20 protein-coding genes and 1 pseudogene are annotated in these 20,910 nt (G+C 53.8%); 13 read left to right on the forward strand and 8 right to left on the reverse strand.

What is annotated here, in order from left to right; all coding sequences use genetic code 11:
* The first annotated feature begins 52 nt into the window (after positions 1–52).
* The 3 genes from IM700_RS10615 (at position 53) to IM700_RS10625 (ending at position 3,864) form a co-directional block, all read left to right on the forward strand.
* Complete coding sequence (locus tag IM700_RS10615; protein WP_193416908.1) at positions 53–1,039, forward strand: SseB family protein; 987 nt, start codon at positions 53–55, stop codon at positions 1,037–1,039.
* Positions 1,040–1,145: 106 nt separating this feature from the next.
* Complete coding sequence (locus IM700_RS10620) at positions 1,146–2,318, forward strand: MBL fold metallo-hydrolase (RefSeq protein WP_336244892.1); 1,173 nt, start codon at positions 1,146–1,148, stop codon at positions 2,316–2,318.
* A gap of 55 nt (positions 2,319–2,373) precedes the next feature.
* Complete coding sequence (locus IM700_RS10625; RefSeq protein ID WP_193416909.1) at positions 2,374–3,864, forward strand: protein adenylyltransferase SelO; 1,491 nt, start codon at positions 2,374–2,376, stop codon at positions 3,862–3,864.
* 58 nt (positions 3,865–3,922) lie between these two features.
* Here the strand turns inward: IM700_RS10625 and IM700_RS10630 are convergent, their stop codons facing one another.
* Together IM700_RS10630 and IM700_RS10635 are read right to left on the reverse strand one after the other, a co-directional pair.
* A complete protein-coding gene (locus IM700_RS10630) occupies positions 3,923–4,618 on the reverse strand; it encodes a glycosyltransferase family 2 protein (RefSeq protein WP_193416910.1) in 696 nt (231 codons plus the stop codon).
* Positions 4,618–5,334: a glycosyltransferase family 2 protein gene (locus IM700_RS10635; protein WP_239483792.1), complete on the reverse strand. Its 717-nt coding sequence runs from the start codon at positions 5,332–5,334 to the stop codon at positions 4,618–4,620. The genes IM700_RS10630 and IM700_RS10635 overlap by 1 nt, the downstream gene beginning before the upstream one ends.
* Positions 5,335–5,561: 227 nt before the next feature.
* Here IM700_RS10635 and IM700_RS10640 point away from each other — a divergent pair, with 227 nt between their 5' ends.
* The 3 genes from IM700_RS10640 (at position 5,562) to IM700_RS10650 (ending at position 8,001) form a co-directional block, all read left to right on the forward strand.
* Positions 5,562–6,659, forward strand: coding sequence for an MBL fold metallo-hydrolase (locus tag IM700_RS10640; RefSeq protein ID WP_193416912.1), 1,098 nt, complete (start codon positions 5,562–5,564; stop codon positions 6,657–6,659).
* 140 nt (positions 6,660–6,799) lie between these two features.
* Positions 6,800–7,288, forward strand: coding sequence for an RNA polymerase sigma factor (locus IM700_RS10645; protein ID WP_193416913.1), 489 nt, complete (start codon positions 6,800–6,802; stop codon positions 7,286–7,288).
* The gene (locus tag IM700_RS10650; RefSeq protein WP_193416914.1) at positions 7,285–8,001 is read left to right on the forward strand and encodes a zf-HC2 domain-containing protein; all 717 of its coding nucleotides are present in this window, start codon (positions 7,285–7,287) and stop codon (positions 7,999–8,001) included. Before IM700_RS10645 ends, IM700_RS10650 begins: the two co-directional genes overlap by 4 nt.
* A gap of 253 nt (positions 8,002–8,254) precedes the next feature.
* On the opposite strand, the pseudogene IM700_RS10655 reads toward IM700_RS10650, so the two are convergent.
* A pseudogene (locus IM700_RS10655) lies at positions 8,255–8,464 on the reverse strand (helix-turn-helix domain-containing protein); the annotation flags it as partial.
* A 178-nt stretch (positions 8,465–8,642) separates the two neighbouring features.
* Positions 8,643–9,200: a TetR/AcrR family transcriptional regulator gene (locus tag IM700_RS10660; RefSeq protein ID WP_193416916.1), complete on the reverse strand. Its 558-nt coding sequence runs from the start codon at positions 9,198–9,200 to the stop codon at positions 8,643–8,645.
* Positions 9,201–9,427: 227 nt separating this feature from the next.
* Here IM700_RS10660 and IM700_RS10665 point away from each other — a divergent pair, with 227 nt between their 5' ends.
* On the forward strand, positions 9,428–10,435 hold the full coding sequence (locus IM700_RS10665) for an oxidoreductase (RefSeq protein WP_193416917.1): 1,008 nt from the start codon (positions 9,428–9,430) through the stop codon (positions 10,433–10,435).
* Positions 10,436–10,674: 239 nt separating this feature from the next.
* Here IM700_RS10665 and IM700_RS10670 read toward each other — a convergent pair whose 3' ends face one another.
* Both IM700_RS10670 and IM700_RS10675 read right to left on the reverse strand, forming a co-directional pair.
* Positions 10,675–11,187: an isoprenylcysteine carboxylmethyltransferase family protein gene (locus IM700_RS10670; RefSeq protein WP_239483806.1), complete on the reverse strand. Its 513-nt coding sequence runs from the start codon at positions 11,185–11,187 to the stop codon at positions 10,675–10,677.
* Positions 11,188–11,308: 121 nt separating this feature from the next.
* Positions 11,309–12,226 (reverse strand): phosphatidate cytidylyltransferase, encoded by a 918-nt coding sequence (locus tag IM700_RS10675; protein ID WP_155604712.1) that lies wholly within the window; start codon positions 12,224–12,226, stop codon positions 11,309–11,311.
* Between the two features lie 107 nt (positions 12,227–12,333).
* Here IM700_RS10675 and IM700_RS10680 point away from each other — a divergent pair, with 107 nt between their 5' ends.
* The 5 genes from IM700_RS10680 to IM700_RS10700 all read left to right on the forward strand — a co-directional run bounded on the left by IM700_RS10680 (position 12,334) and on the right by IM700_RS10700 (position 18,210).
* On the forward strand, positions 12,334–12,870 hold the full coding sequence (locus tag IM700_RS10680) for a hypothetical protein (RefSeq protein ID WP_193416919.1): 537 nt from the start codon (positions 12,334–12,336) through the stop codon (positions 12,868–12,870).
* 100 nt (positions 12,871–12,970) lie between these two features.
* Positions 12,971–14,002 (forward strand): ROK family transcriptional regulator, encoded by a 1,032-nt coding sequence (locus IM700_RS10685; RefSeq protein WP_193416920.1) that lies wholly within the window; start codon positions 12,971–12,973, stop codon positions 14,000–14,002.
* Positions 14,003–14,019: 17 nt separating this feature from the next.
* Positions 14,020–15,243, forward strand: a complete 1,224-nt coding sequence (locus IM700_RS10690; protein ID WP_193416921.1) for an MFS transporter — start codon at positions 14,020–14,022, stop codon at positions 15,241–15,243.
* Between the two features lie 160 nt (positions 15,244–15,403).
* On the forward strand, positions 15,404–16,987 hold the full coding sequence (locus IM700_RS10695) for a spore germination protein (protein WP_418888779.1): 1,584 nt from the start codon (positions 15,404–15,406) through the stop codon (positions 16,985–16,987).
* Positions 16,984–18,210, forward strand: coding sequence for a Ger(x)C family spore germination protein (locus tag IM700_RS10700; protein WP_239483794.1), 1,227 nt, complete (start codon positions 16,984–16,986; stop codon positions 18,208–18,210). Before IM700_RS10695 ends, IM700_RS10700 begins: the two co-directional genes overlap by 4 nt.
* Positions 18,211–18,222: 12 nt before the next feature.
* Here IM700_RS10700 and IM700_RS10705 read toward each other — a convergent pair whose 3' ends face one another.
* Both IM700_RS10705 and IM700_RS10710 read right to left on the reverse strand, forming a co-directional pair.
* A complete protein-coding gene (locus IM700_RS10705) occupies positions 18,223–19,317 on the reverse strand; it encodes a GerAB/ArcD/ProY family transporter (protein ID WP_193416923.1) in 1,095 nt (364 codons plus the stop codon).
* A 94-nt stretch (positions 19,318–19,411) separates the two neighbouring features.
* On the reverse strand, positions 19,412–20,185 hold the full coding sequence (locus IM700_RS10710) for a class I SAM-dependent methyltransferase (protein WP_193416924.1): 774 nt from the start codon (positions 20,183–20,185) through the stop codon (positions 19,412–19,414).
* A 208-nt stretch (positions 20,186–20,393) separates the two neighbouring features.
* Here IM700_RS10710 and IM700_RS10715 point away from each other — a divergent pair, with 208 nt between their 5' ends.
* A complete protein-coding gene (locus tag IM700_RS10715) occupies positions 20,394–20,795 on the forward strand; it encodes a hypothetical protein (protein ID WP_193416925.1) in 402 nt (133 codons plus the stop codon).
* Positions 20,796–20,910: the final 115 nt, after the last annotated feature.

Genomic DNA, 20,910 nt, shown 5'->3' on the forward strand with positions numbered 1-20,910 from the left:
ACATCGTTATAAGCTATACTATATTCAAACGATATAGGAAACGAGGTGCCGGATGAACGAGGAACGGAAAGACGAGGTCGGGCGGAGGTTTCTGTTAACGCCGGAGATTTCGCGGGAAGAGCTCGGCGGGCTGGAGATTCAGGAGCTGATATTTCTGGTGCATGCCGCCAAGCGATTCAAGGCGGAAGAGGCTTTCCCGGATGTGTATTTGGACGAACGGATCAAGGCCTTTACGGGCGTACTCTACGAAAAAGTGAAGCAGGCCGAAACGCTGGTTCTCGCTTGTGATCAGGCAACCGGATATCCTTACTTGGACGGGGAAGACCGGGTGTGGATGTTCTCGCAGGAGGCGTATGCCGCGAACGCGGAGGATTATTTCCGTCAGCAGCACTTGATGCTGGAGATGAAACCGATCAGCGGGGAGGATGTGCTGAGGACGTTCGGGCAGCTTCATCTTCTGGGATTGCCGAAAATCCTTGTGGACAACGGTCAGTATCACATCGAATTGAACCGGGATGAGATCGTGCCGCCGCCGGATTGGACGGGGACACCGGAGATCAGCATTCCCGTGACCAATCCGGGGCTGCAGCGGGCGATGATCCGTTTCTTCCAGACGTTGCATGCGCCGACGGGTGACCCGGAGGCACGCGGGCGGGAGCTGAACGCGCTGGAGGCGGAAATGCTTGATGAGCTTTTGCTGGCGAAGTATTTGCTGCCCATGCAATTGAAGGAGTCCGATCCTTCGCCCGCGGATGAGCAAGGCATGAAGACGTTGAAGCAAGGGGCCATCCTTCAATTCGGCGTGTTAAGCGCGGAGGACGGTTCGGCTTGGCTGCCGGCGTTTACCGATTGGCCGGAATTCGAGAAAGTTTACGACAAAACGGTCTGGAGCAGCAACATCGCGGCTTACGACGACCTGCTGGCGGTGTCCGAAAACATGGATGGCATCGTCCTCAATAGCCGGGGCATTTCGCTGCGAATCGACGCGAACAACCGGGAGCGGATCGAGGCTTTCCGTCAGGAGCGAGGCATACAGTAGCAGAAGTCCGCGCAGCCAGCAGTTGCCTGTCTTTTTGCATAAATCGCCGGTCTTTGGCACAACCTTCCTGGATGAAGTGATTCGTTCAGAGGAGGCGATCCACCCGATGATGTGGTTATTTGTTCTGATTTGTCTCGTCGTGCTCCTAGCCGTTGGATTGAATTTGTTCCAGAAGCTGTACCCGCCGTTTGGCGGCAAGCCGTCACCCGCAGACCTGAAGCGCTATCGGCAATCTCCAAACTATAAAGGAACGAAATTCGAATATCCCCTGGAGACGAAAATGTTCAAGCCTTCGCCGGGCAGCATGATTACGGCGCTGCGCGAGTATGTGCAGCGGAGACCCCAACTGAAACCGGATCGGCCGTTGCCTCAGGTCAAGTTGGATCGGAAGACGTTCGAAGAGCTCCAGGGGGATACGGTTGTTTGGTTCGGCCATTCCGCCCTTTTCCTACAATTTGGGGGAGTACGGTTCCTGCTGGATCCGATGCTTGGAGCCTCCACCTCGCCGATGGGGGGCGGCAAAAGATTCAACCGCGAGCTGCCCTTCGGCTCTCTGGACGAGCTTCCGCCGATTGATGCCGTGATTCTGTCGCACGATCATTATGATCACTTGGATTACGGCACGATCCGGCAGTTGAAGGACCGGGTAGGTCGCTTCATCGGGCCGCTCGGCATCCGTTGCCATCTGGAACGGTGGGGCGTGGCCCCCGCACAAATCGAGGAATACGACTGGTGGGAAGAGTTGGAGCTCCAGGGCGTCCGGTTGGCGTGCACGCCGGCCCGGCATTTTTCGGGGCGGAGGCTGTTCAAACAAGGCGGCGGCGGCCTATGGTGCTCCTGGGTGATTGCCACGCCGAAGAAGAGGGTCTATTTTAGCGGGGATAGCGGATATGGACCCCATTTCAAGGAAATCGGCGGAAAATACGGCCCGTTCGACCTCACCCTCATGGAATGCGGCCAGTACGATGACCGGTGGTGGGATATCCACATGCGGCCGGAGCAAACGGCGCGAGCTCATCTCGATGTGAGAGGGAATGTGTTGCTTCCGATTCATTGGGGGGCTTTTTCGCTGGCGATGCACAGCTGGTACGATCCGGTCCGTCAGCTGTCCATGGAGGCCAAGCAGCGGGGCATTCCGCTAACCACGCCAAAGCTCGGGGAACCCGTTCGGATCTGGGTATCGGAAGAATATCCGACGGAAGCTTGGTGGAAAACACTAGAATCAGCGCGTAAAGTGGGTGGGTTTCGCGGAGCGCGTCCATCCAGTACAATGAAGTAATTACGTCCTGCAGGGAGATCCGGCCGGGACGACAACCCTAAGGAGGGAGAAGCCGATGAGCCAATCACACGAGAATCCGAATACCGGTTGGAATTTCGATAATACGTATGCCCGCTTGCCGGAGTTCTTCTTCACGAAGCAAGAGACCAAGCCGGTCCGGTCGCCGATGCTAATCGTGCTGAACGACTCGCTCGCGGCGGAGCTCGGCTTGAACCCTGAAGCGCTGCGAAGCGAAGCCAACGTTGCCGTCTTCGCCGGCAACGGGCTGCCGCCCGGGGCGGAGCCGCTGGCCCAGGCTTATGCGGGCCACCAGTTCGGGTATTTCACGATGTTGGGGGACGGCCGGGCCCTGCTGCTCGGCGAGCAGATCGCGCCTCGCGGCGATCGCTTCGACATCCAGCTCAAGGGCTCCGGCCGGACGCCGTATTCGCGCGGCGGCGACGGGCGCGCCGCGCTGGGTCCCATGCTGCGGGAGTACATCATCAGCGAGGCGATGCACGCGCTGGGCATTCCGACGACCCGCAGCTTGGCGGTGGTGACCACCGGGGAGACGGTGGTCCGGGAACAGGGCTTACGCGGGGCGATTCTCACCCGCGTTGCGGCCAGCCACGTGCGCGTCGGCACGTTCCAGTACGCCGCGCAATTCGGCGAGCCGGCGGACGTCCGCACGCTCGCCGACTACGTGATCCAGCGCCATTACCCGCAGCTGGCCGAGCTCGCCGACATCGGCGAGTCCGGGCGCTATTTGGCGCTGTTAAGGGAGGCGACTCAGCGCCAAGCCGCGCTGATCGCTAAGTGGCAGCTTGTCGGTTTCATCCACGGCGTAATGAACACCGACAACATGGCCCTGAGCGGCGAGACGATCGACTACGGGCCCTGTGCCTTTATGGACGCGTACGACCCCGCGACCGTATTCAGTTCCATCGACCGTCACGGCCGATATGCCTACGGCAATCAGCCAAACATCGCGGTATGGAACCTGTCCCGGTTCGCCGAGAGCCTGCTGCCGCTGCTGCATGAGGAGGAAGATCAGGCCGTCAAGCTCGCCGAAGAGGCGCTTCATGGCTTTAGCTGGCAATTTGAAGCGGCCTGGCTGCAAGGCATGCGGTCGAAGCTGGGCTTGTTCTCCGAACAGGAGGAGGATGCCGCCCTCGTCAAAGACCTGCTCGACCTGATGCACCAGCATCGCGCCGATTTCACCAATACGTTCCTCGCCTTGACCTTTGATCGGCTAGAGGAACCGCCGATGGCCGGTACCCCCGAGTGGTCGGGGTGGCTTACGCGCTGGCAGGCGCGGCTCGCCGAACAGGCTGAATCGCAAGAAGCGGCCCGGGAACTCATGCGCCGCAGCAATCCGGCGGTCATCCCGCGCAACCACCGGGTGGAGGAAGCGCTCGAAGCCGCTGTCGAGCGGGACGATTATGGCGTGATGCAGCGCCTGCTTGAGGCGCTGGCGCAGCCCTTTGCGCATACGCCGCAGCAGGCGGAATACGCGGAGCTGCCGAAGGCCTGCGACCGGCCGTACCGCACGTTTTGCGGAACCTGAATCCAACCCCAAAGCTGTCTCTCTCAGGTCACGGTAAGACCTGCGGAGACAGCTTTTTTTACGTTCCGCCCACGAACTGCCGCGCATCGTCTACCTCCAACAACCGAACATTGCGCTTCAATAATGCTTTATCACTGACGATCCAGGTATGGTCTTTGGAGTTGCGTTGGCGGATGGCAAGGAAATGCCGTGGGCTGCCGGCATAGATCTTGAAGCCTTTCGCCCGGCAGGACGCGCAGAATCGAACGCATTCCCCGCGACTTCGGTCGGGAAAACGAACCTGTTTGAACACCCGACGTCGAACCAGCAGGGTAGCACCCTGGACTAAAGGGACGTAACGACCGGCCATCGCAGGGTAGCGGAACAGCAGGCGCGGTTCGCCGCTCAGTTGCATGTAATGGGCTCTTTTTCCGACAATGTCGGCTTTGGTCTGGCGAAGAATGCGTACGCTGTCCGTCAGATAACGGGGTGCGTAATAATCGTCATCATCGAACTTGGCAATCAACGGGTGCTTGGCGAGCTTGACCCCTAAGTTCAGGCAAGCCCCTAAGGAGACGGAATCCGGCACGCTGACGATTCTGACGTTCGGAAACCGACGGACTGCCAGCTCGTACTCGCTGATTCGCAGGCTGGGGTGATTCAAGATCACGATCAGCTCTTTGTGCGGATGCTCCTGCCGGGCATAGTTTCGGAACAACGTGTCCATACAGTTTCGCCGTTTGGTACAGGTAATGATCGAAACTCCGGTTTTCATTACAGAACACCCTTTGGTTTTTGATGTACAAATTTCTTGTAATTCCGGACGTTCGGAATCTTTCGGTGGTGGGAGATCAACTCTTGCTCACTGATGACCCAGGTATGCCCTTGGGAGTTTTTGCGGCGGATCGCCACGAAATTGCTTTTCTCACCGGAATACACTTTGAATCCCTTCTTCTTACAGTGGAGGCAAAACACATCGTCTTCCCCCACATTCAGCTTAGGAAATGGAACCCGATCTATGACCGCCTTCCGAAATACTAACGTTGCGCCGGGCAACCGAGAAGTAATCCGGTTCTCGTCATGGGGAAAACGCAGGATCAGCGTCTTTGAGCCGTTTAAGTACATGTAATGCGCTCGTTTACCAATGACGTCTGCTTGGCTTCTGTGCATGACCTGCAGGCTGGCCGTAAGATAATAGGGGGCATAGTAGTCGTCGTCATCGAACTTGGCAATGTAAGCATATTTCACTTTTTTAGCGGCGAAGTTGATGCAGGCGCCGAGGGACCAAGATTCAGGAGCGCGAAAGACGCGAATGTTCTTCGATTTTTTCGCCATGCGCAAATAAGGCTCCAGCGGGATGTTGTCTTTGTTGATGACAATAATCAGTTCTTTCACGGGGTAGAGCTGTCGGTTGAAGTTATGAAACATATTCTTGAGATAGCTTCGGCGATTAGTGCAGGTGATCACGGAAACTCCATGTTGTGGTTTCATTTTGGGGATTCCTCGGCCGGTCTCCATATCATCGCTCCTCTGGCTCGTGGTCTTGCCAACCCATGGTTCTCCCTTCCACAATATGTCTCATAGCAACAAGGGTAACGGCTTACCCGCAAAATGGGGAAGTACCTTTTCTCCATTTGGCAACACGCCCCGCGATGCAGTATACTCTCCTTGAATCGATCCATGATCAACTCTTTACGTAAGAAAAGGCGGTATTATACATGTATATAGCTTTAGGTATCGTGTTGGTTCTCCTGATTGGCATCATGTTGTTTCTAAGGCTGTATCCGGCCTTCGGCGGGAAGGCCTCCCCCGCCAAGCGGGCGCGTTATGTGCAATCTCCTCAATGGCAGGGCAAGAAGTTCGCCTACACCGAGCCCACTTCTTCCTTCGAGCCTTCCTCGGGCAACATGGTTTCACTGTTGCGGGATTACTTGCGCGGGAACCCGCGGGTGAGACCGGACCGGATCCTGCCGGTCGTGAAGCTGGGGCGCGACGCGCTGGAGGACCGGGATCGCGACCGGGTCGTTTGGCTGGGCCATTCGGCGCTGCTGCTGCAGCTCGGGGGCAAGCGCCTCCTGCTTGATCCGATGCTGGGCCCGTCGCCAACACCGGTCCCGCCCTTCGGCGGCAAGCGATATAACCGGCAGATGCCGTTCGATCTGGAAGACTTGTCGGAGGTCGATGCGGTGATCTTGTCCCATGACCATTACGATCATTTGGATTACGGCACGATCCGGAAATTGAAAGATCGAGTGGGACGGTTCATCGTCCCCTTGGGTGTCGGCAGCCACCTGGAACGGTGGGGCGTTGCGCCGGAGCGGATCAGCGAGCATGATTGGTGGGAGGAGCTCGACTGGAACGGCTTGCGGCTGGCTTGCACTCCGGCCCGTCATTTCTCAGGCCGGGGGCTTGCGAACCGGGACAGTACCTTGTGGTGCTCCTGGGTGATCGCGTCGCCGGAGCGGAAGGTTTTCTTCAGCGGGGACAGCGGGTATGGTCCGCATTTCAAGCAAATTGGCGACAAGTATGGACCGTTTGATCTGGCCTTGATGGAATGTGGCCAATACGATCCGCGCTGGAGCGACATCCATATGCTGCCGGAACAGACGGTTCAGGCCCAAGCGGATGTACGGGGCGGGGTACTCCTACCGATCCATTGGGGGGCATTCACCTTGTCGCTGCATGATTGGAATGACCCGGTCCGCCGGGCAACCGCGGAAGCCGAACGCCGGAACGTGCCCGTCGCCACGCCGAAAATCGGCGAGCCGGTGGATATCGGAGACCCGGCCTACCCCAAGGAGGCTTGGTGGGCCTAAACGGCAGCCTGCCAGCAAACAAACAATTAGCGGCTTCGCCCGAGGAGGGTTTGCGCCTTGGGGGGGCCGTTTTTTATTTTCATAAAGGTTGTAACGAAATCACGATCTGCGAGTCTTATGTTGGGTAAGGTGGTGAATGCTTGGACGAACTTGAACAAATTTATGATGTTTATTTTCGGGACGTGTATCGGTTTGCCTTGTCGTTAAGCCGAAATGAGCAGGTGGCGGAGGAGATTACGCAAGAGACGTTCTTCAAAGCGCTTCAGCAGTTGGATCGGTTCCAGGGCACTAGCAAAATAAGCGTTTGGTTATGTCAAATTGCCAAGAACACGTATTTCACTTATCTGGACAAGCAGAGAAGGTTGGACCCGGAAGGGAGCTTGGAGCGTGCCGACGGCCGGATCAGCTTCGAGCAACGGTTCGTTGACAAGACGGAAGCCCTGCACCTGCATAAGTTGTTGCATGGCCTGGACGAACCCTATAAGGAAGTGTTTATGTTAAGAGTCTTCGGGGAATTGTCGTTTGATCAAATTGCCCAAATCTTCGGAAGAACCGAAAGCTGGGCCCGGGTGACCTTTCACCGCGCCAAGTACAAAATCAGAGGATTGTGGAAGGAGGAACAAGGATGAGTCGGATCTCGTGCGAGGTCATTCAGGATTTGCTGCCGCTCTATTACGATAAGGTGTGCAGCTCGGCTTCCCGGGCTTTGGTGGAAGAACATCTCACTGCGTGTGCTGAATGCAGGGAGCTGCTGGATCAAATGAGCGGGGACATCGCGTTGCCCCTCCCGGAAAGCGGTTCGAGAACGAGCTTGAATGCTCGGCAGCTGGAGGAGAACGGGTTAAGACGGATCCAGGCCTCCTGGAAACGTTCCAAGACATTTGCCTTCGTCAGAGGATTTCTGCTGGCTGCGGCGGCCTGCGCCATTCTCTATTTGGGGTATTTAGGTCTAACGGAGTGGAACATCACGCGGGTCCCTTCGAAAGTCATTCGGATCACGGAGGTGAGCCAACTGCACAACGGAAGAATTGCTTACCACGTTAAAATGACGGACGGTTACGCCGTTAACCAGGTCAAAGGGGTATGGGATGACGACCGGTTATACTTGGTTCCGGTTCGTCCGTTGATCAAAACGCGGAAATTCGCCGACATATCCCTTGCGAACACGTACGATACCCTCAATCTTGAACAAATCCGCGCCAACCGGAAAGCGATGGGCAAGTCACCCGATGTCCGGGCGATTTATTATGGTTCACCGGAAGAGCCGATTCTGCTCTGGGAACAAGGAATCGAGCTGCCTCCGGCAAGTGCCGCGCTTGAAGCACAGTTCCAGTTTAACTAAGGGGCCGAAAGGCAGATGGTTTTTAGTATAATTCCATCGTGCCGAGGCGTTCGTTTTTGTTAAACGCCAAATTATTCGTTCTACAGGAATTCTAGCGGGAGACCTATACAAAATAAAACGGCGGCAACCATTAGCGGGGACTGACCCCCGTTTGTGAGACAGGGATCAAAACACCTTATTGAGCTAGATAGCCAGTTGCCGATATTCAATCGGTGACTGGTTATTTAGTTTCGCTTGAATACGAATTGAGTTACTCTGGACCTTTACCATAGCTATATCGTTTGCCAACGGGCTGCTCCAGACGGTGTAGTTCACCCGCTCGATACCAACGTAACCAAGTCTCTACTTGTGATTTATTTCGAATGCCAAGTTGCCCCATTACCTCTCGCTTCGTTACACCACCTAATCTCATTTCAATTGCCTTCATTTTGATTTCGATCGGATAACTTACTCTTGTTGCCAACGTAAATAAACCTCCAAGTTGTTCTCCATATCTTACGACATGGATCCATTTTCTTGAAGGTGTTTTGATTAGTCTCACGATAAGGGGTCAGTCCAGAGGATCTGCTGCTGTTTTTTATTTGAATGAAGGGGAGGACCGCACAATTTCATCCTATAATCAGAAGATGAAACATCATCTCCTAATTATTCAGAATTATTCGAAGCAAGTCTTTAATCATTTCGCGAAGCTCCGAGGAGTCCCTGGCGACCATCTTAAAACCGCGCGATGCACTTGTTAAAAGATGAGCTAACTTCTCTGGGGATAGACTGTTTATGCTGCTGGTGGATTTCGTCTGAGATTCCAATATAGAGATCAGAACGACCTCAAGCTTCTTGTAGCTCGAATGGAGTGCCTCTTGAGCAAAAGTATATGAGCTGTCTGTAATTTCTTTAACTTCCGGTGAGTTCAACGATTGATCGAAATTGTTTATAGACCAAACCTCGAACGCATATAAAATTTTGTCTTCAGGCGTTTTCTTGGAAGAAATTCCTCCCACTATTTCTTCAATAAGAAGGTCGCCATAATGAAGAATCGTTGCGTTAAAAACTTCCTCCTTGTTCTTGAAATACAAATAGAGACCTGCACGAGATATACCGGCAGCTTCTGCTAATTCATTCATTGACACTCGCTTATAGCCATACTTGAATAACACGTCCAATGCAACGGTTAGTATATGAAGCTTCTTATTGTCGTTCATGATGCTATTATTATACACTTTACAAACTTTGTCTAGTCGCTTAATATAGACACATAGACATTAATTGAATTATGTCTAAATACTAAATTAGGAGACCGATAATGATGATCACAGCATAAATAAAAGACGTAGCGATAGGGATGCCAATTGAATGGATTATCCTTTCTAAACGGATAGCAAGCCCATGATAAACCATTTATTATACTAACCTTTAAAGGAGATTTATTATGACAACAAAGCAAACACCAATCGGCTCAGGGTATGGAGCTTCTGCCACAGCCGAAGACGTTATTAATGGTATTGATCTTTCCGGCAAAACTGCCATCGTCACCGGGGGCTATTCCGGCCTCGGTCTTGAAACTGTGCGTGTGCTTAGTTCAGCTGGCGCGAGAGTCATCGTTCCGACGCGTGACCACAATAAAGCGAAGACCGCTCTAAAGGACATCAACGGCGTTGAAACTGAACTGATGGACTTACTGGATCCTGATTCGATTAATGCCTTTGCTGATAAGTTTCTTGTGTCCGGACAACCACTGCACATCCTAGTTAACAACGCAGGCATTATGGCAGCTCCACTGTCACGCGATTCGCGAGGGTATGAATCGCAGTTTGCCACGAACCATTTAGGCCATTTCCAGCTTGTAGCACGGCTATGGCCCGCTTTGCGGCAAGCGAATGGCGCGCGGGTGGTCTCAGTTTCGTCCTGGGGGCATCACTTTTCGCCTGTCGTGTTTGACGACCCACACTTTGATCGACGTGACTACGATCGCTGGGGCGCTTATGGTCAGTCAAAGACGGCTAATATTCTCTTTGCGGTAGCGCTAGACAAACGCGGTCAGGCCGACGGCGTACGGGCCTTTTCCCTTCATCCGGGCAGCATCGTTGGGACTGGCCTTGAAAAACATCTTTCTGAGAAGGAACTTCGCGCGGCCGGCGTCATTGACGAACACGGACAGCCGGTTCTCGACCCAACGAAGAATCTCAAGACAGTAGGGCAAGGGGCTGCTACCAGTGTATGGTGCGCAACGAGCCCACAGCTTAACAATATGGGCGGTGTTTACTGTGAGAACTGCGATATCGCCCCTCTAGGGCAGGACGCTGATTCGGAATTTCACTTAGACAACAATTCGACCTTAACGGACTCCGGCGTGATGCCATATGCGGTTAATTCTGAGGCGGCCGAGCAGCTCTGGAGTCTTAGTGAACAACTGCTGGGTTTAAAGTTTACAATATAGTGAAACTGGTATATTCATACACTAAGTGAGCCATGAAGATATAATAGAATATCCAAAACTGAATGAGCTGCTGGCGTATAATCAGGCAGCTTTGTTCAGTTTTTGGGAGGTTACTGGAGTATTGGCGTGCAATACGGGCCAAGGGAACTCCATAGGAGAATCTTGTTACGAAGTGAATAGTGATTTGGCATAAGGATGCCAAAGAGACAAACTTATGGGTTAAGTAACAGGCAGTCCCCTCATCCCTTTCCATACTCCCGGAACGTCTGCTTCATGATTTTCTCCTCCAACCGAATGCGGTTAAACAAGGTGATCAGATGCAGCACGAACAACGGCGTAAACACGATCCAGGCCTGGGAAATGATCGCGAAGCTAAGCACCTCCGGGATAATGTTCAAATAATAGTTCGGGTGCTTGATGCGTTTGAACAGCGGGGTTTCCACGAGCTGGTGGCCCTTGGCAATATAGATTTTGAAGGTCCAGAAGCGACCGAGCGTACGGATGACATACCCAAGCACCGCCATGGCGAATACATATACGGCCAGGCCGATATAGGTGTGCGTGCCGACAGGTACTTCCTCGATGAAGGCATAACCTATCGTGCCGAGGTAAATCAGAAACTGCACGACGATGAGCGCACGGCTGTTGGTCTTGCCGTATTCGAGGCCCCCGTGTGCTTTGATTCGAGCTTCGTTGCGCCCTGAGATGATGGCCGAAGGGATGCGCAGCAAAGTAAGTACAATCAGAATCATACCGGTCACCTTATCTGTTCCTCCTTAGGTCGTGCGAATGAGAGACGCTTATCCACTATACTGCCTGAATGTTAGGGTTATGTTAAAAAGGCGCTTCATTCGTCGGCCGGACTTCATCCTCCTACATGAAATCAAAGAAATAACGTGTCACGTGAAAAAAGATCGGCGAGGTATACGTCAGACTGTCGACCAGGCTCAGGTAGCTCTTCTTCAAGGCCTGCGCTTTGTCGTCGTCGCCGATGAGCAAATCCCGCTTCAGGACGGAGACGGTGGTGCTGCCGATAAAGCCGCCCAGCCCGATCAGCATGCCTGCGAACAAGCCAAACTTGGAACCCAGCGGCGTCAGGATCGGGGCCAAGAGGGAAGCGGCGATGGACGTCACCGCAAACGAGCAAACAAAGCCTTCCCAGGTTACGTACGGATTCGCCGTTGGCACGACCTTGCGCTTGCCTAGATACGAGGAAGCCGCATAATGGGCGATATCGTTTAACTGGGTCAGGACAACCAGGAAGAGCACCAGTCCCGCACCATATTGCGGCGTGGCGAACGGGAAATACGCGAGATGGCTAAGACCGAACACCATCAGCATCAGTCCCCACTGGACCCGGCTGACGCTGCGCAAGAATCCGGCCGTTCCTTTGTTAATCATGCGGGGGAGCGGCAGGAATAGGAATACGTACACCGGGATAAAAACGATAAACATGCCGTACCACTCGATCAAGATCCAGTAAAACTGCGCGGGAATCGCCAAATACGCCCATAAGAACAGCCGACGCTCGGATTTGCGCGAACGGATCATGGAGAAGTATTCTTTTAGCGCGAAAAAAGACAGCAGCATCACCGCCAGCAGCGAAACGACCGGGTTAAACAAGGTCGCGAGGCAGAGGATCAGCCACATGCCCCACCAAGTGCGCAGGCGTTGCCGAAAGGCCGGGAACCCCTCGCCGGGATGCTTCCGGTCCTGTATAAAGCAGATGGAATGAATGACCGCCAAGACCACAAAGATCACGATCATCGTCCATTGCAGAGGGTTTAACATGCTAAATCCCAACTTCCTTAGGAGGTAGATTCCACCAAAGGAATCATATGTTATTATGGAGGAATAGTCTACAAATAGTCTACCGTAGATAAGGGGAATTAAAGTCGATGGCCGCGGATCGCTCGGTGTTTATTTTGCTAACGAATACGGGGACGCTCTTCACCAAAATGATCAAGGGATACACAAGAGCGCCCTATAATCATGCTTCGATCTCGTTTAACCGCGAGCTGTCGGAGCTGTATAGCTTTGGGCGGAAACACCCGAACAACCCGCTGAACGGCGGATTTGTGAAAGAGGATATCAAGACCGGTACATTCAGCAAATATCCGAACACAACCTGTGTCATCTACGAATTGAAGGTCACCCCGCGCGAGGTGGAGAAAATGGAGCGCGTGCTCCAGCTGTTTATCCGCAAGCGGCAAAAGTTCTTATACAACATCCTAGGTATCATTGGGATCGCCTTGAAGGAGCCGATCGAGTTCAGCAACTCGTATTTCTGCTCGCAATTCGTTGCGGAAATTCTGGAGCGGTCGGGGATCAAGCTATGGAACAAGCTTTCTGCGTTGGTGACGCCGGATGATTTTCGGCAGTGCGGCCGGCTGCAGCTTATTTATGAAGGAAAGCTAAGCGAATACGAGCCGTAGAATAAAGAAAGTTTCTTCCGCCCCCTTCCTCTCCCCGTAGGGTTGTGGTACCCTGATATCAACTTATTAAAGTTGTTTAAAAAGTGGAAGGAGGTGCCCCATGAACGAGCTGCCGGCTACACCTAAAGAGATGAAGCAGGTGATTCGCAGCGGTATCCGTTCCACCTTGCTGGCCATGGGCAGCGCGACGAAGGCGGAGCTAAGCGGGAAATTGGGCGTCAGCTTTCCGACGGTCAGCAAGTTTCTGGCCGAATTGAAGGAGGCTGGGGAGATTACGGCCATCGGGATGGACGATTCCAGCGGCGGCAGGCGGGCAGAGCGGTATGTGTACAATCCGGATGTCATGCTGGGGCTTGCTGTATTTCTCGAGCGAACGGAAACGAATTACGTCATCTATAATTGCTCCGGCGAAGTGAAGGAAGAGGGCCACGCCCCCAGCATGCTGGGAGATGCAGGCGACAGTCTGGCCGAGCTGATTGAGGAGCAAATGAGCCGATTTCCAAAGATTCGTTCGCTGGCAGTCGGCGTTCCGGGGGCGGTCAATCAAGGGCGGATCATTCATATCCCGGCCTACGGTGCGCTCCAAAATTTCGATTTGAAGGGCGCTCTGGAGAAGCGGTTTAGACTTCCCGCTATCGTGGAGAACGACATGAACGCCGCGGTGCTGGGGTATTACCATCATCTCGATACGAGCGATAATCCCTCACTGGTCTATCTCTATTTCGGTCAGAATGGACCGGGGTCAGGGATCTTGATCAACGGCGATGTCGTTCGAGGCAGCACGTTCTTCACAGGAGAAGTTTCTTACGTTCCTCAATATGAGGAGAAGAATTTCGGCCAGGCCTTACAGGCGCGGCCCCATCTTGGGCCTGGCCAGGCCAGAATAGGCACCGCAGGAGTGGATGCGGTCAGCCGTCTGGTCGCGACCTGTACCGCATTGATCAACCCGCATACCATAGTGTTTTGTCATGATGAAGTTAGCGTGTTCTTGCTGAACGAAATCAAGGCAAGGAGTGCGCGGTACGTTCCAACCGAGCATCTGCCTCGGCTAATGATGAGCGATTGGCGGCGGGATTATTTGAACGGACTGCAGCATCTAGGACGACAATTGATGATTTCGACAAGCGGATAGGAGAAGGAGATTGAAACATGGCGACATTCTTTTTGTTGATTATTTATTTGGCATTCATCAGCTTGGGGCTGCCCGACTCGCTGCTGGGCTCAGCCTGGCCGATTATTCGGGGCGACCTGGGTGCGCCGCTGGGTACCGCCGGCGTATTGTTCATGATCGTAGCCGCGGGCACGATCGTGTCGAGCTTGGCCAGCGGCTCAGTCCTGCGCCGGTTTGGTACGGGAAAGGTGACGCTCGCCAGCTGTATCATGACCGCTGTGGCTTTGCTAGGCTATTCGTTAGCCCCATCGGTGTTCTGGCTGGGCGTCTGTGCCATTCCGCTGGGTTTGGGCGCCGGGGCGGTTGACGCTGGCCTTAACAATTACGTAGCGGCCCACTACAAAGCGCATCACATGAGCTGGCTGCACTGCTTCTGGGGCGTCGGCGCGACGCTGGGGCCCGTGATCATGGCTGGATTCATCTCCGGCGACGGTCATTGGCGAAACGGTTATTTGACGGTAGCGATCATTCAATTTGCCCTGGTTGTCATTTTATTCTTCACGCTGCCGCTTTGGGACCGGGTTGCTCAGTCCGCCGGCGATTCCAGGAAGGAAGAGCTTGGCGAACGGGAAGCGGAGCCGTCGGATGCGGGCCGAGTCAAACCGCTGCGGATCCCTGGCGTCAAGCTGGCGCTGGTTTCCTTTCTGTTCTATTGCGGGGTGGAGGCGACAGTGGGCCTTTGGGGCAGCAGCTACCTCGTCGGCGTCAAGAATATCGGGGCCGCAACGGCCGCGAGCTGGGTATCGATGTATTACGCCGGGATCACGGTTGGTCGGTTCATCGCAGGGTTCGTCACGTTCAAAGTGAGCAATCGCGTCATGATCCGCACGGGACAAATCACAGCCTTGTTTGGCGCGGTGCTGCTAATCCTGCCTTTACCCGCGATCCTGTCGCTGATCGGTTTCCTGATCATCGGCCTGGGCTTGGCCCCGATTTACCCATGCATGCTGCACGAAACGCCGGTACGCTTCGGCAAGCAGCAATCCCAGACGATTATGGGGGTTCAGATGGCGGTCGCCTACACCGGCAGCACCTTTATGCCGCCCCTGCTCGGGTTCCTGGCTTCGCACTCAACGATCGGGGTTTTCCCGATATACATCGTGTTGTCGGCCGCCGCAATGTGGTTGTTCTCCGAACGGTTAAACGTCTTTCTGAAAGCGAGAAGCCGCGCAGCGCAAGGCAGCGTGATTTCTTCGCGATAATAATACCGGAACTTGGAATACGAAGGAGCTTTGTCAAAGGGGGAGATTCCCCTCTGAAAAGGCTCCTTTTTCATGCAAATCACCCATCATTTGAATGATCCGCTTCTCAACCGGAATACTAACCTCATCATGAATGAGGTGCGTAAAGATGAAGTTTCCGATGCGGTATAAATCGAATAACAAGGGGGTTCCGAGAACGAAATCGGCAGCCCCGAACCGGAACGATCAAGCGGGTGAAGTCGCCGCTCATCTCTCGAGCAACGAACGGATGCTGAAACAACTCTTCTCCAATAGCTCCGATATCCTCTTTCGTACGGTCACCCTTCCGGGTCAACCCGGCCTTCTATTGGTGTATGTCGATGGGCTTGTCAACACGAATATGCTAGATCAAGTCGTGCTGCAGCCGATGATGTTCGAGGGTTTGCCTGGCGGTGCGGAGAACGGCGGGGCTGGATCGCTAAGTGACTTGCTGACCAAACGGCTTGTTGCGGTTGCCCAGGTCAAGCCGGCCCAGCAGATCGGTGTCATCGTGGAAAGCATTCTGAAAGGCGACCTCGCCATGTTGATCGATGGGGAGAACCAGGCGTTGCTGGTTGGGTTACAGGGCTTTGAGAAGCGTGCCATCGAAGAGCCGAGCGCCGAGTTGTCCGTTCGCGGACCGAGGGACGGATTCACGGAAGTTCTGCGAACGAATACCAGTCTGATCCGCAGACGGATTCGCAGCGAGAAGCTGAAAATGGAGTCGCTCACCCTCGGCCAGTACTCGAAGACCGATATCGTCATTGCTTATCTAGAGGGAGTTGCATCGGAGTCGGTATTGAAGGAAGTCCGCCAGCGGCTTCACCGCATCGAGATTGACGGGGTGTTGGAATCGGGGTATATCGAAGAATTCATTGAAGACGTACCCTGGTCTCCTTTTCCCCAAATCCAAAATACCGAGCGGCCCGATATCGTCTGTTCCAGCTTACTGGAGGGGAAGATTGCCATTTTCGTCGACAACACGCCGTTTGTCCTGATTGCCCCCATGACCTTTTGGTCCGGACTGCAGGCCGTGGAGGACTATTATGAGCGTTCCATTTATACGTCGTTTATTCGGCTCATTCGGTTCGGCCTGTTGAACATTTCCTTGCTGCTTCCGTCGTTGTTCGTCTCATTGACTACCTTTCATCAACAACTGGTTCCGACGAGTTTATTGATTAGTGTCGCTGCCGCCAGGGAGGGGGTTCCGCTGCCGACAGTTATTGAGACGTTATTGATGGAGTTCATGTTTGAGGGCCTGCGGGAAGCGGGCATACGCCTACCGAAGCCGATCGGTTCGGCGGTCAGCATCGTAGGTGCGCTCGTGATTGGACAAGCGGCCGTTCAAGCCGGCATCGTATCCGCTTCCGTCGTGATTATCGTCGCCACGACGGGCATCGCGTCCTTTGCGATTCCGCGATACAATCTCGGGACGGCAGTCCGGTTGCTGCGTTTTCCCATGTTAATTTTAGCCGGCGTCCTGGGTTTGTACGGGGTTATCGCGGGCCTCTTTCTCATCGTTATCCATCTCCTGGGCCTTCGATCGTTTGGAATTCCGTATATGACACCGATCTCACCGCAATTCCCTGAGAACATGAAGGATGTATGGATACGCGCGCCAAGGTGGAGCATGCATCAACGGCCCTTGCTCTCCACTGGGGGAAATAAACAACGCGTGCCGAAAGGCCAACGGCCGAGTCCGAAACGGGGGAGGACAGAGCCATGAACCGAATGCGGAAAGCCGGAGTCTTCGCTTTAGCCATGCTGACGCTGTTGTTGACGGCGGGGTGTTGGGATAGCTCGGAGGTGAATGATCTCGCCTTGGAGTTGGCCTGGGGAATCGATTCGGCTAAGGACAAGGGAGTCATGATCAGCGCTCAGGTGATCGCCCCTTTTCGGATTGGCAGCGCGCAGAAAAGCAGCGGCGGGGGAGGCGGTGGCCAGGATAAGCCATATTTCGTTGTGACCGGCACCGGGAAAGACACATTGGATGCGGTACAGCAAATGCAAACCAAGCTGTCCCGTCAAGTGTACCGCGCGCACCGACGCGTGATCGTGATTGGCGAGGCGCAGGCCAGAAAGGGGCTCAAAGAGGTGCTTGATACGTATAGCCGCGACCCGAATCTCAAGCTGCGCAGCGATATTTTTATCGTAAGGGGAGGGACAGCCGAGGAGTTTCTGAATGTGGCCTACCCGCTGGAGGACATCCCAGGTATGGGAGCTTTAAAGGAATACAGCCAAATTGGTACGCTAAAGGAAATGGGTCTGATCAACCTGATGATCTCTTCGATTAGTGACGGAAATTGTCCGGCATTGCCGGCCATAGCGATAGGTTTTGATACGCCGGGGCAAGAGAGTGCGCAACAGGGGGGGAGCTCGGGCGAGAAGGGCTTTCATATTGCGGGAACGGGGATTTTCGACAATGATCTGAAGTTGCTGGGATTTATTGACGTGAACGAAGGCAAAGTGTTGCGATGGATAAAAGGAGAGCTCGGAAAGCTTATCGTTACGTCCCAGATCGCAGGGGATAACGGCAAGATCAGTATGGATCTGAACAAGTTGAACAGCAAAGTTCAACCGATATTCGAAGGCGACAACATCAAAATCCAGGTCACCTTGATCGGTCAAGGGATGATTCGGGAGAACAATACGGGCTTTGACCTCACGCAGCCGCATAATCTTAACCTTGTTCAGGAAGCGTTGGAGAAACAAGTCGAAACGAACGCTTATCAAACGATCACCAAGGTGCAGGATAAGTTTGGAACCGACGTTTTTGAATTTGGCGAAGTCATCCATCGCAAGTACCCGTCCCGTTGGAGATCCTTAAAGGACAACTGGAACCAGGAATTTCGGAAAGCCGAAATTTCTGTTAAAGCAAAGTTGACGATCCGGAAAATTGGCGTAACAGGACCCTCGCTGCACTTGAAGGAGCGAGAGATTAAGAAATGAAGGGGCTATCGGTCATTTCCTCTGCACCCTGCTACGAATCCACGACAAGATGAGCAGAATAGCCGGTAGGATTAAAAACATCGGTACCCAGAAATAAGGAACCAAAACTTTATAATGCTGGAGATAAATATGCTCGGTAATATTCTTGGACATCGTCATCCCCAGGATTAAGGCGACGAGGGTTGCCGGAATAATCATGATGCGGTAGCTCTTCATCTTCGTTAGCTTTTGGATGCCTTGGAGTGCGGTGAGCAGGTTGATCACGCTTTTTAACAGGGCTGTTGCAAAAAAGTATAGAACTCCGAACATCTGCAGGTTTTCAACGAAATTGCCTACGCTGATCACGCCAAGCAAGGTATAGAGCGGATAGACAAAACGGGAAAACAAATCGTTATATACCAAAATAGCCAAGACATCAAAGCTGGCAATCATCAACCCGGCCAGCATGGTGGCGAGTAGGGTGACCTTCGTGATTTTTCCTTGGTCTTTGACATCCGGCCAGAACATGGCGAGGGCAATGCTCTCACCGAATCCTTGGGTGATCCCGTTCGGATAAGCGACATTCCATACGGGGCCCCAGCCCTCATCCAACATCGGTTGAATATGATGAGGATGCAGGACTCCCGAGCCGAAGAGCAGTAAGGTTTCCGTTATGAACATGAGGATGACAATGGGAAAAATCAATTCCCCCATCCTTGCGGTGACCTCGATTCCGCCGTAACAGCAATAGGCGGTAATAAAGGCAAAAACGCTCGTAATCACGAGCAGCGGTGTTCCGGGTAAAATCGCAGTCGAAACCATGTCCCTCGTGTCCGCAATGATTCGCCCCGTGAGGTACAAATACATGAGCGGATATAAGAAGGCAATCGGCGTACCCAGCCAGCGCCCCAGTTGGGCCGGGAACCATTCTACCAAGGTAAGTCCCGGGTTCAGATGTCTTAAAGCTGTGTACACCCCAATCACGACTAGGCCGAGTCCTAATGAGATAAGATCACCTATCCAGGCATCCCGGCCTGCCGCGCTGCCGAATCCGAAAATGATGGTCGTCCCCAGTTGGTAGATAAAGGTCATTGCAAGCAATTGATAACCGGAAATTTTATACACCATATCCCTGCTCCCTCTAAGTAGCCGAACATCAGAAAAAAATAGATGCTACTCATTGTAACCATTGGAAATATGGCATAAACCCGGGGGAAGTGATCTAGTATTTCTCCGCTATAAATACGCCATGCGACAGATGGTTCCGGTAACGCTGGAGAAAGGCTTCGTTCTCCTTAAAAAACGTCCGGACGGCGGGATCCTGCAGCGCCTCCAGGTCGAGGAAGCGGTGCGGGTCCCACGCATTCTGCCAGTCGAAGGACGAATTTTTACCGCCTTGGCCTTGGGTCGTATTAGGACCAGGATTCTCGCTATCGTCAGCTCCAGTACCCGGCACCCAAGGTCGGACGCTACGGAAACCGGCATCCTGCATCATTCGCATCCATGCGGCGGCGTCAGGTAAATGCGGATTACCGTAGAGCTCGCGCATCTCCCGCTCCAGCGCCGGATGGGGTTGCGTTCGGTACAACTCGCGGTCCCATGCCTCCCCGCCCTTGCGCAGAACGCGATGATATTCCCGGAAGGCCTTCACCGGGTCGGCGGCAAACACGGTCACCGACTCGGCGATCACCGCATCGTAGGTGTCCGATCGCAGCGGGATCGCGGTAATATCCCCTTGAATCCATTCGATTTGCAATTGTTGTTGCTGCGCCCGACGCTCGGCTTTTTCCAGCATGATGACGCTTTGATCCATGGCCGTGACCTGCGCCCCCAACTGAGCCAGCAGGCAGGCCGTCCTGCCCGTTCCGCATCCGACCTCCAAGACGCGCATTCCTGGTACAATGCCGACAGACTGAATAAAGTCGACGGTACCCTGGTACCCCCCCGGATGCGCCGAACCTTCCCCAACGGCGGCGATGATTTCGTGATAGTTCATCCCTTTGTTGCCCCTCCTTTATGAAGCTCCGCCACTCCTCTCACAGCAGAATATGCCGCCGCGTCTCCGGCGCGATTAAGATGGGCGTGCACCCCGGAAGGAAGGCTCTAGCGATTGACTTTATTTCAAGGATCGGGACATTCGCCCTGTGCAAATCTCCCGGCGGCGAATAGGATAAATGAGCATTCGAGAGGGGAGGCACGAGTCCATGCAGCAGATTTATCCGCTTGGCGTCGACGCCTGTAAACCACACGTCGGCAAAACCGTTTGTGCGATCCTTCGAGACGGCCGCTATTATATCGGCACGATCACAGACGTGAACGAGAACGGGATCCAACTGAACGGGGGTTTCACTTCGGAAGCCAATGTTCTCTCCACCCAACCTGCCAAGGCCAAGAAGCAACTGCAGCAGTTGAAATCCAAAACCAAAGGCGCCAATAAGGCCGTCATCAAAGCCAACGAGCAAGCTCAAACGAAGGCGTTGGGTTACGGGCCGGGCTATCCGGGTTATCCAGGCTATGGAGGCTATCCGGGTTATGGTTACGGCGCCTATGCATTTGATTGGGCGGCGCTTGCTTTACTGTTCCTGATCCCGTTTCTGTTTATTTAAAGAAGCTTGTGTGGTCATGCGTCCATCAGAGTCAATTTCGTTCTGGCGAAATTCGGCTCTTTTTTTATGCGATAAAGGGTAGAAAACGCTTCAAAAATGGGCTTTCCGTTGTATA

Origin of the sequence: Paenibacillus rhizolycopersici (assembly GCF_014947195.2) — a bacterium.
In the GTDB taxonomy this organism is placed as follows: Bacteria; Bacillota; Bacilli; order Paenibacillales; family Paenibacillaceae; genus Fontibacillus; species Fontibacillus rhizolycopersici.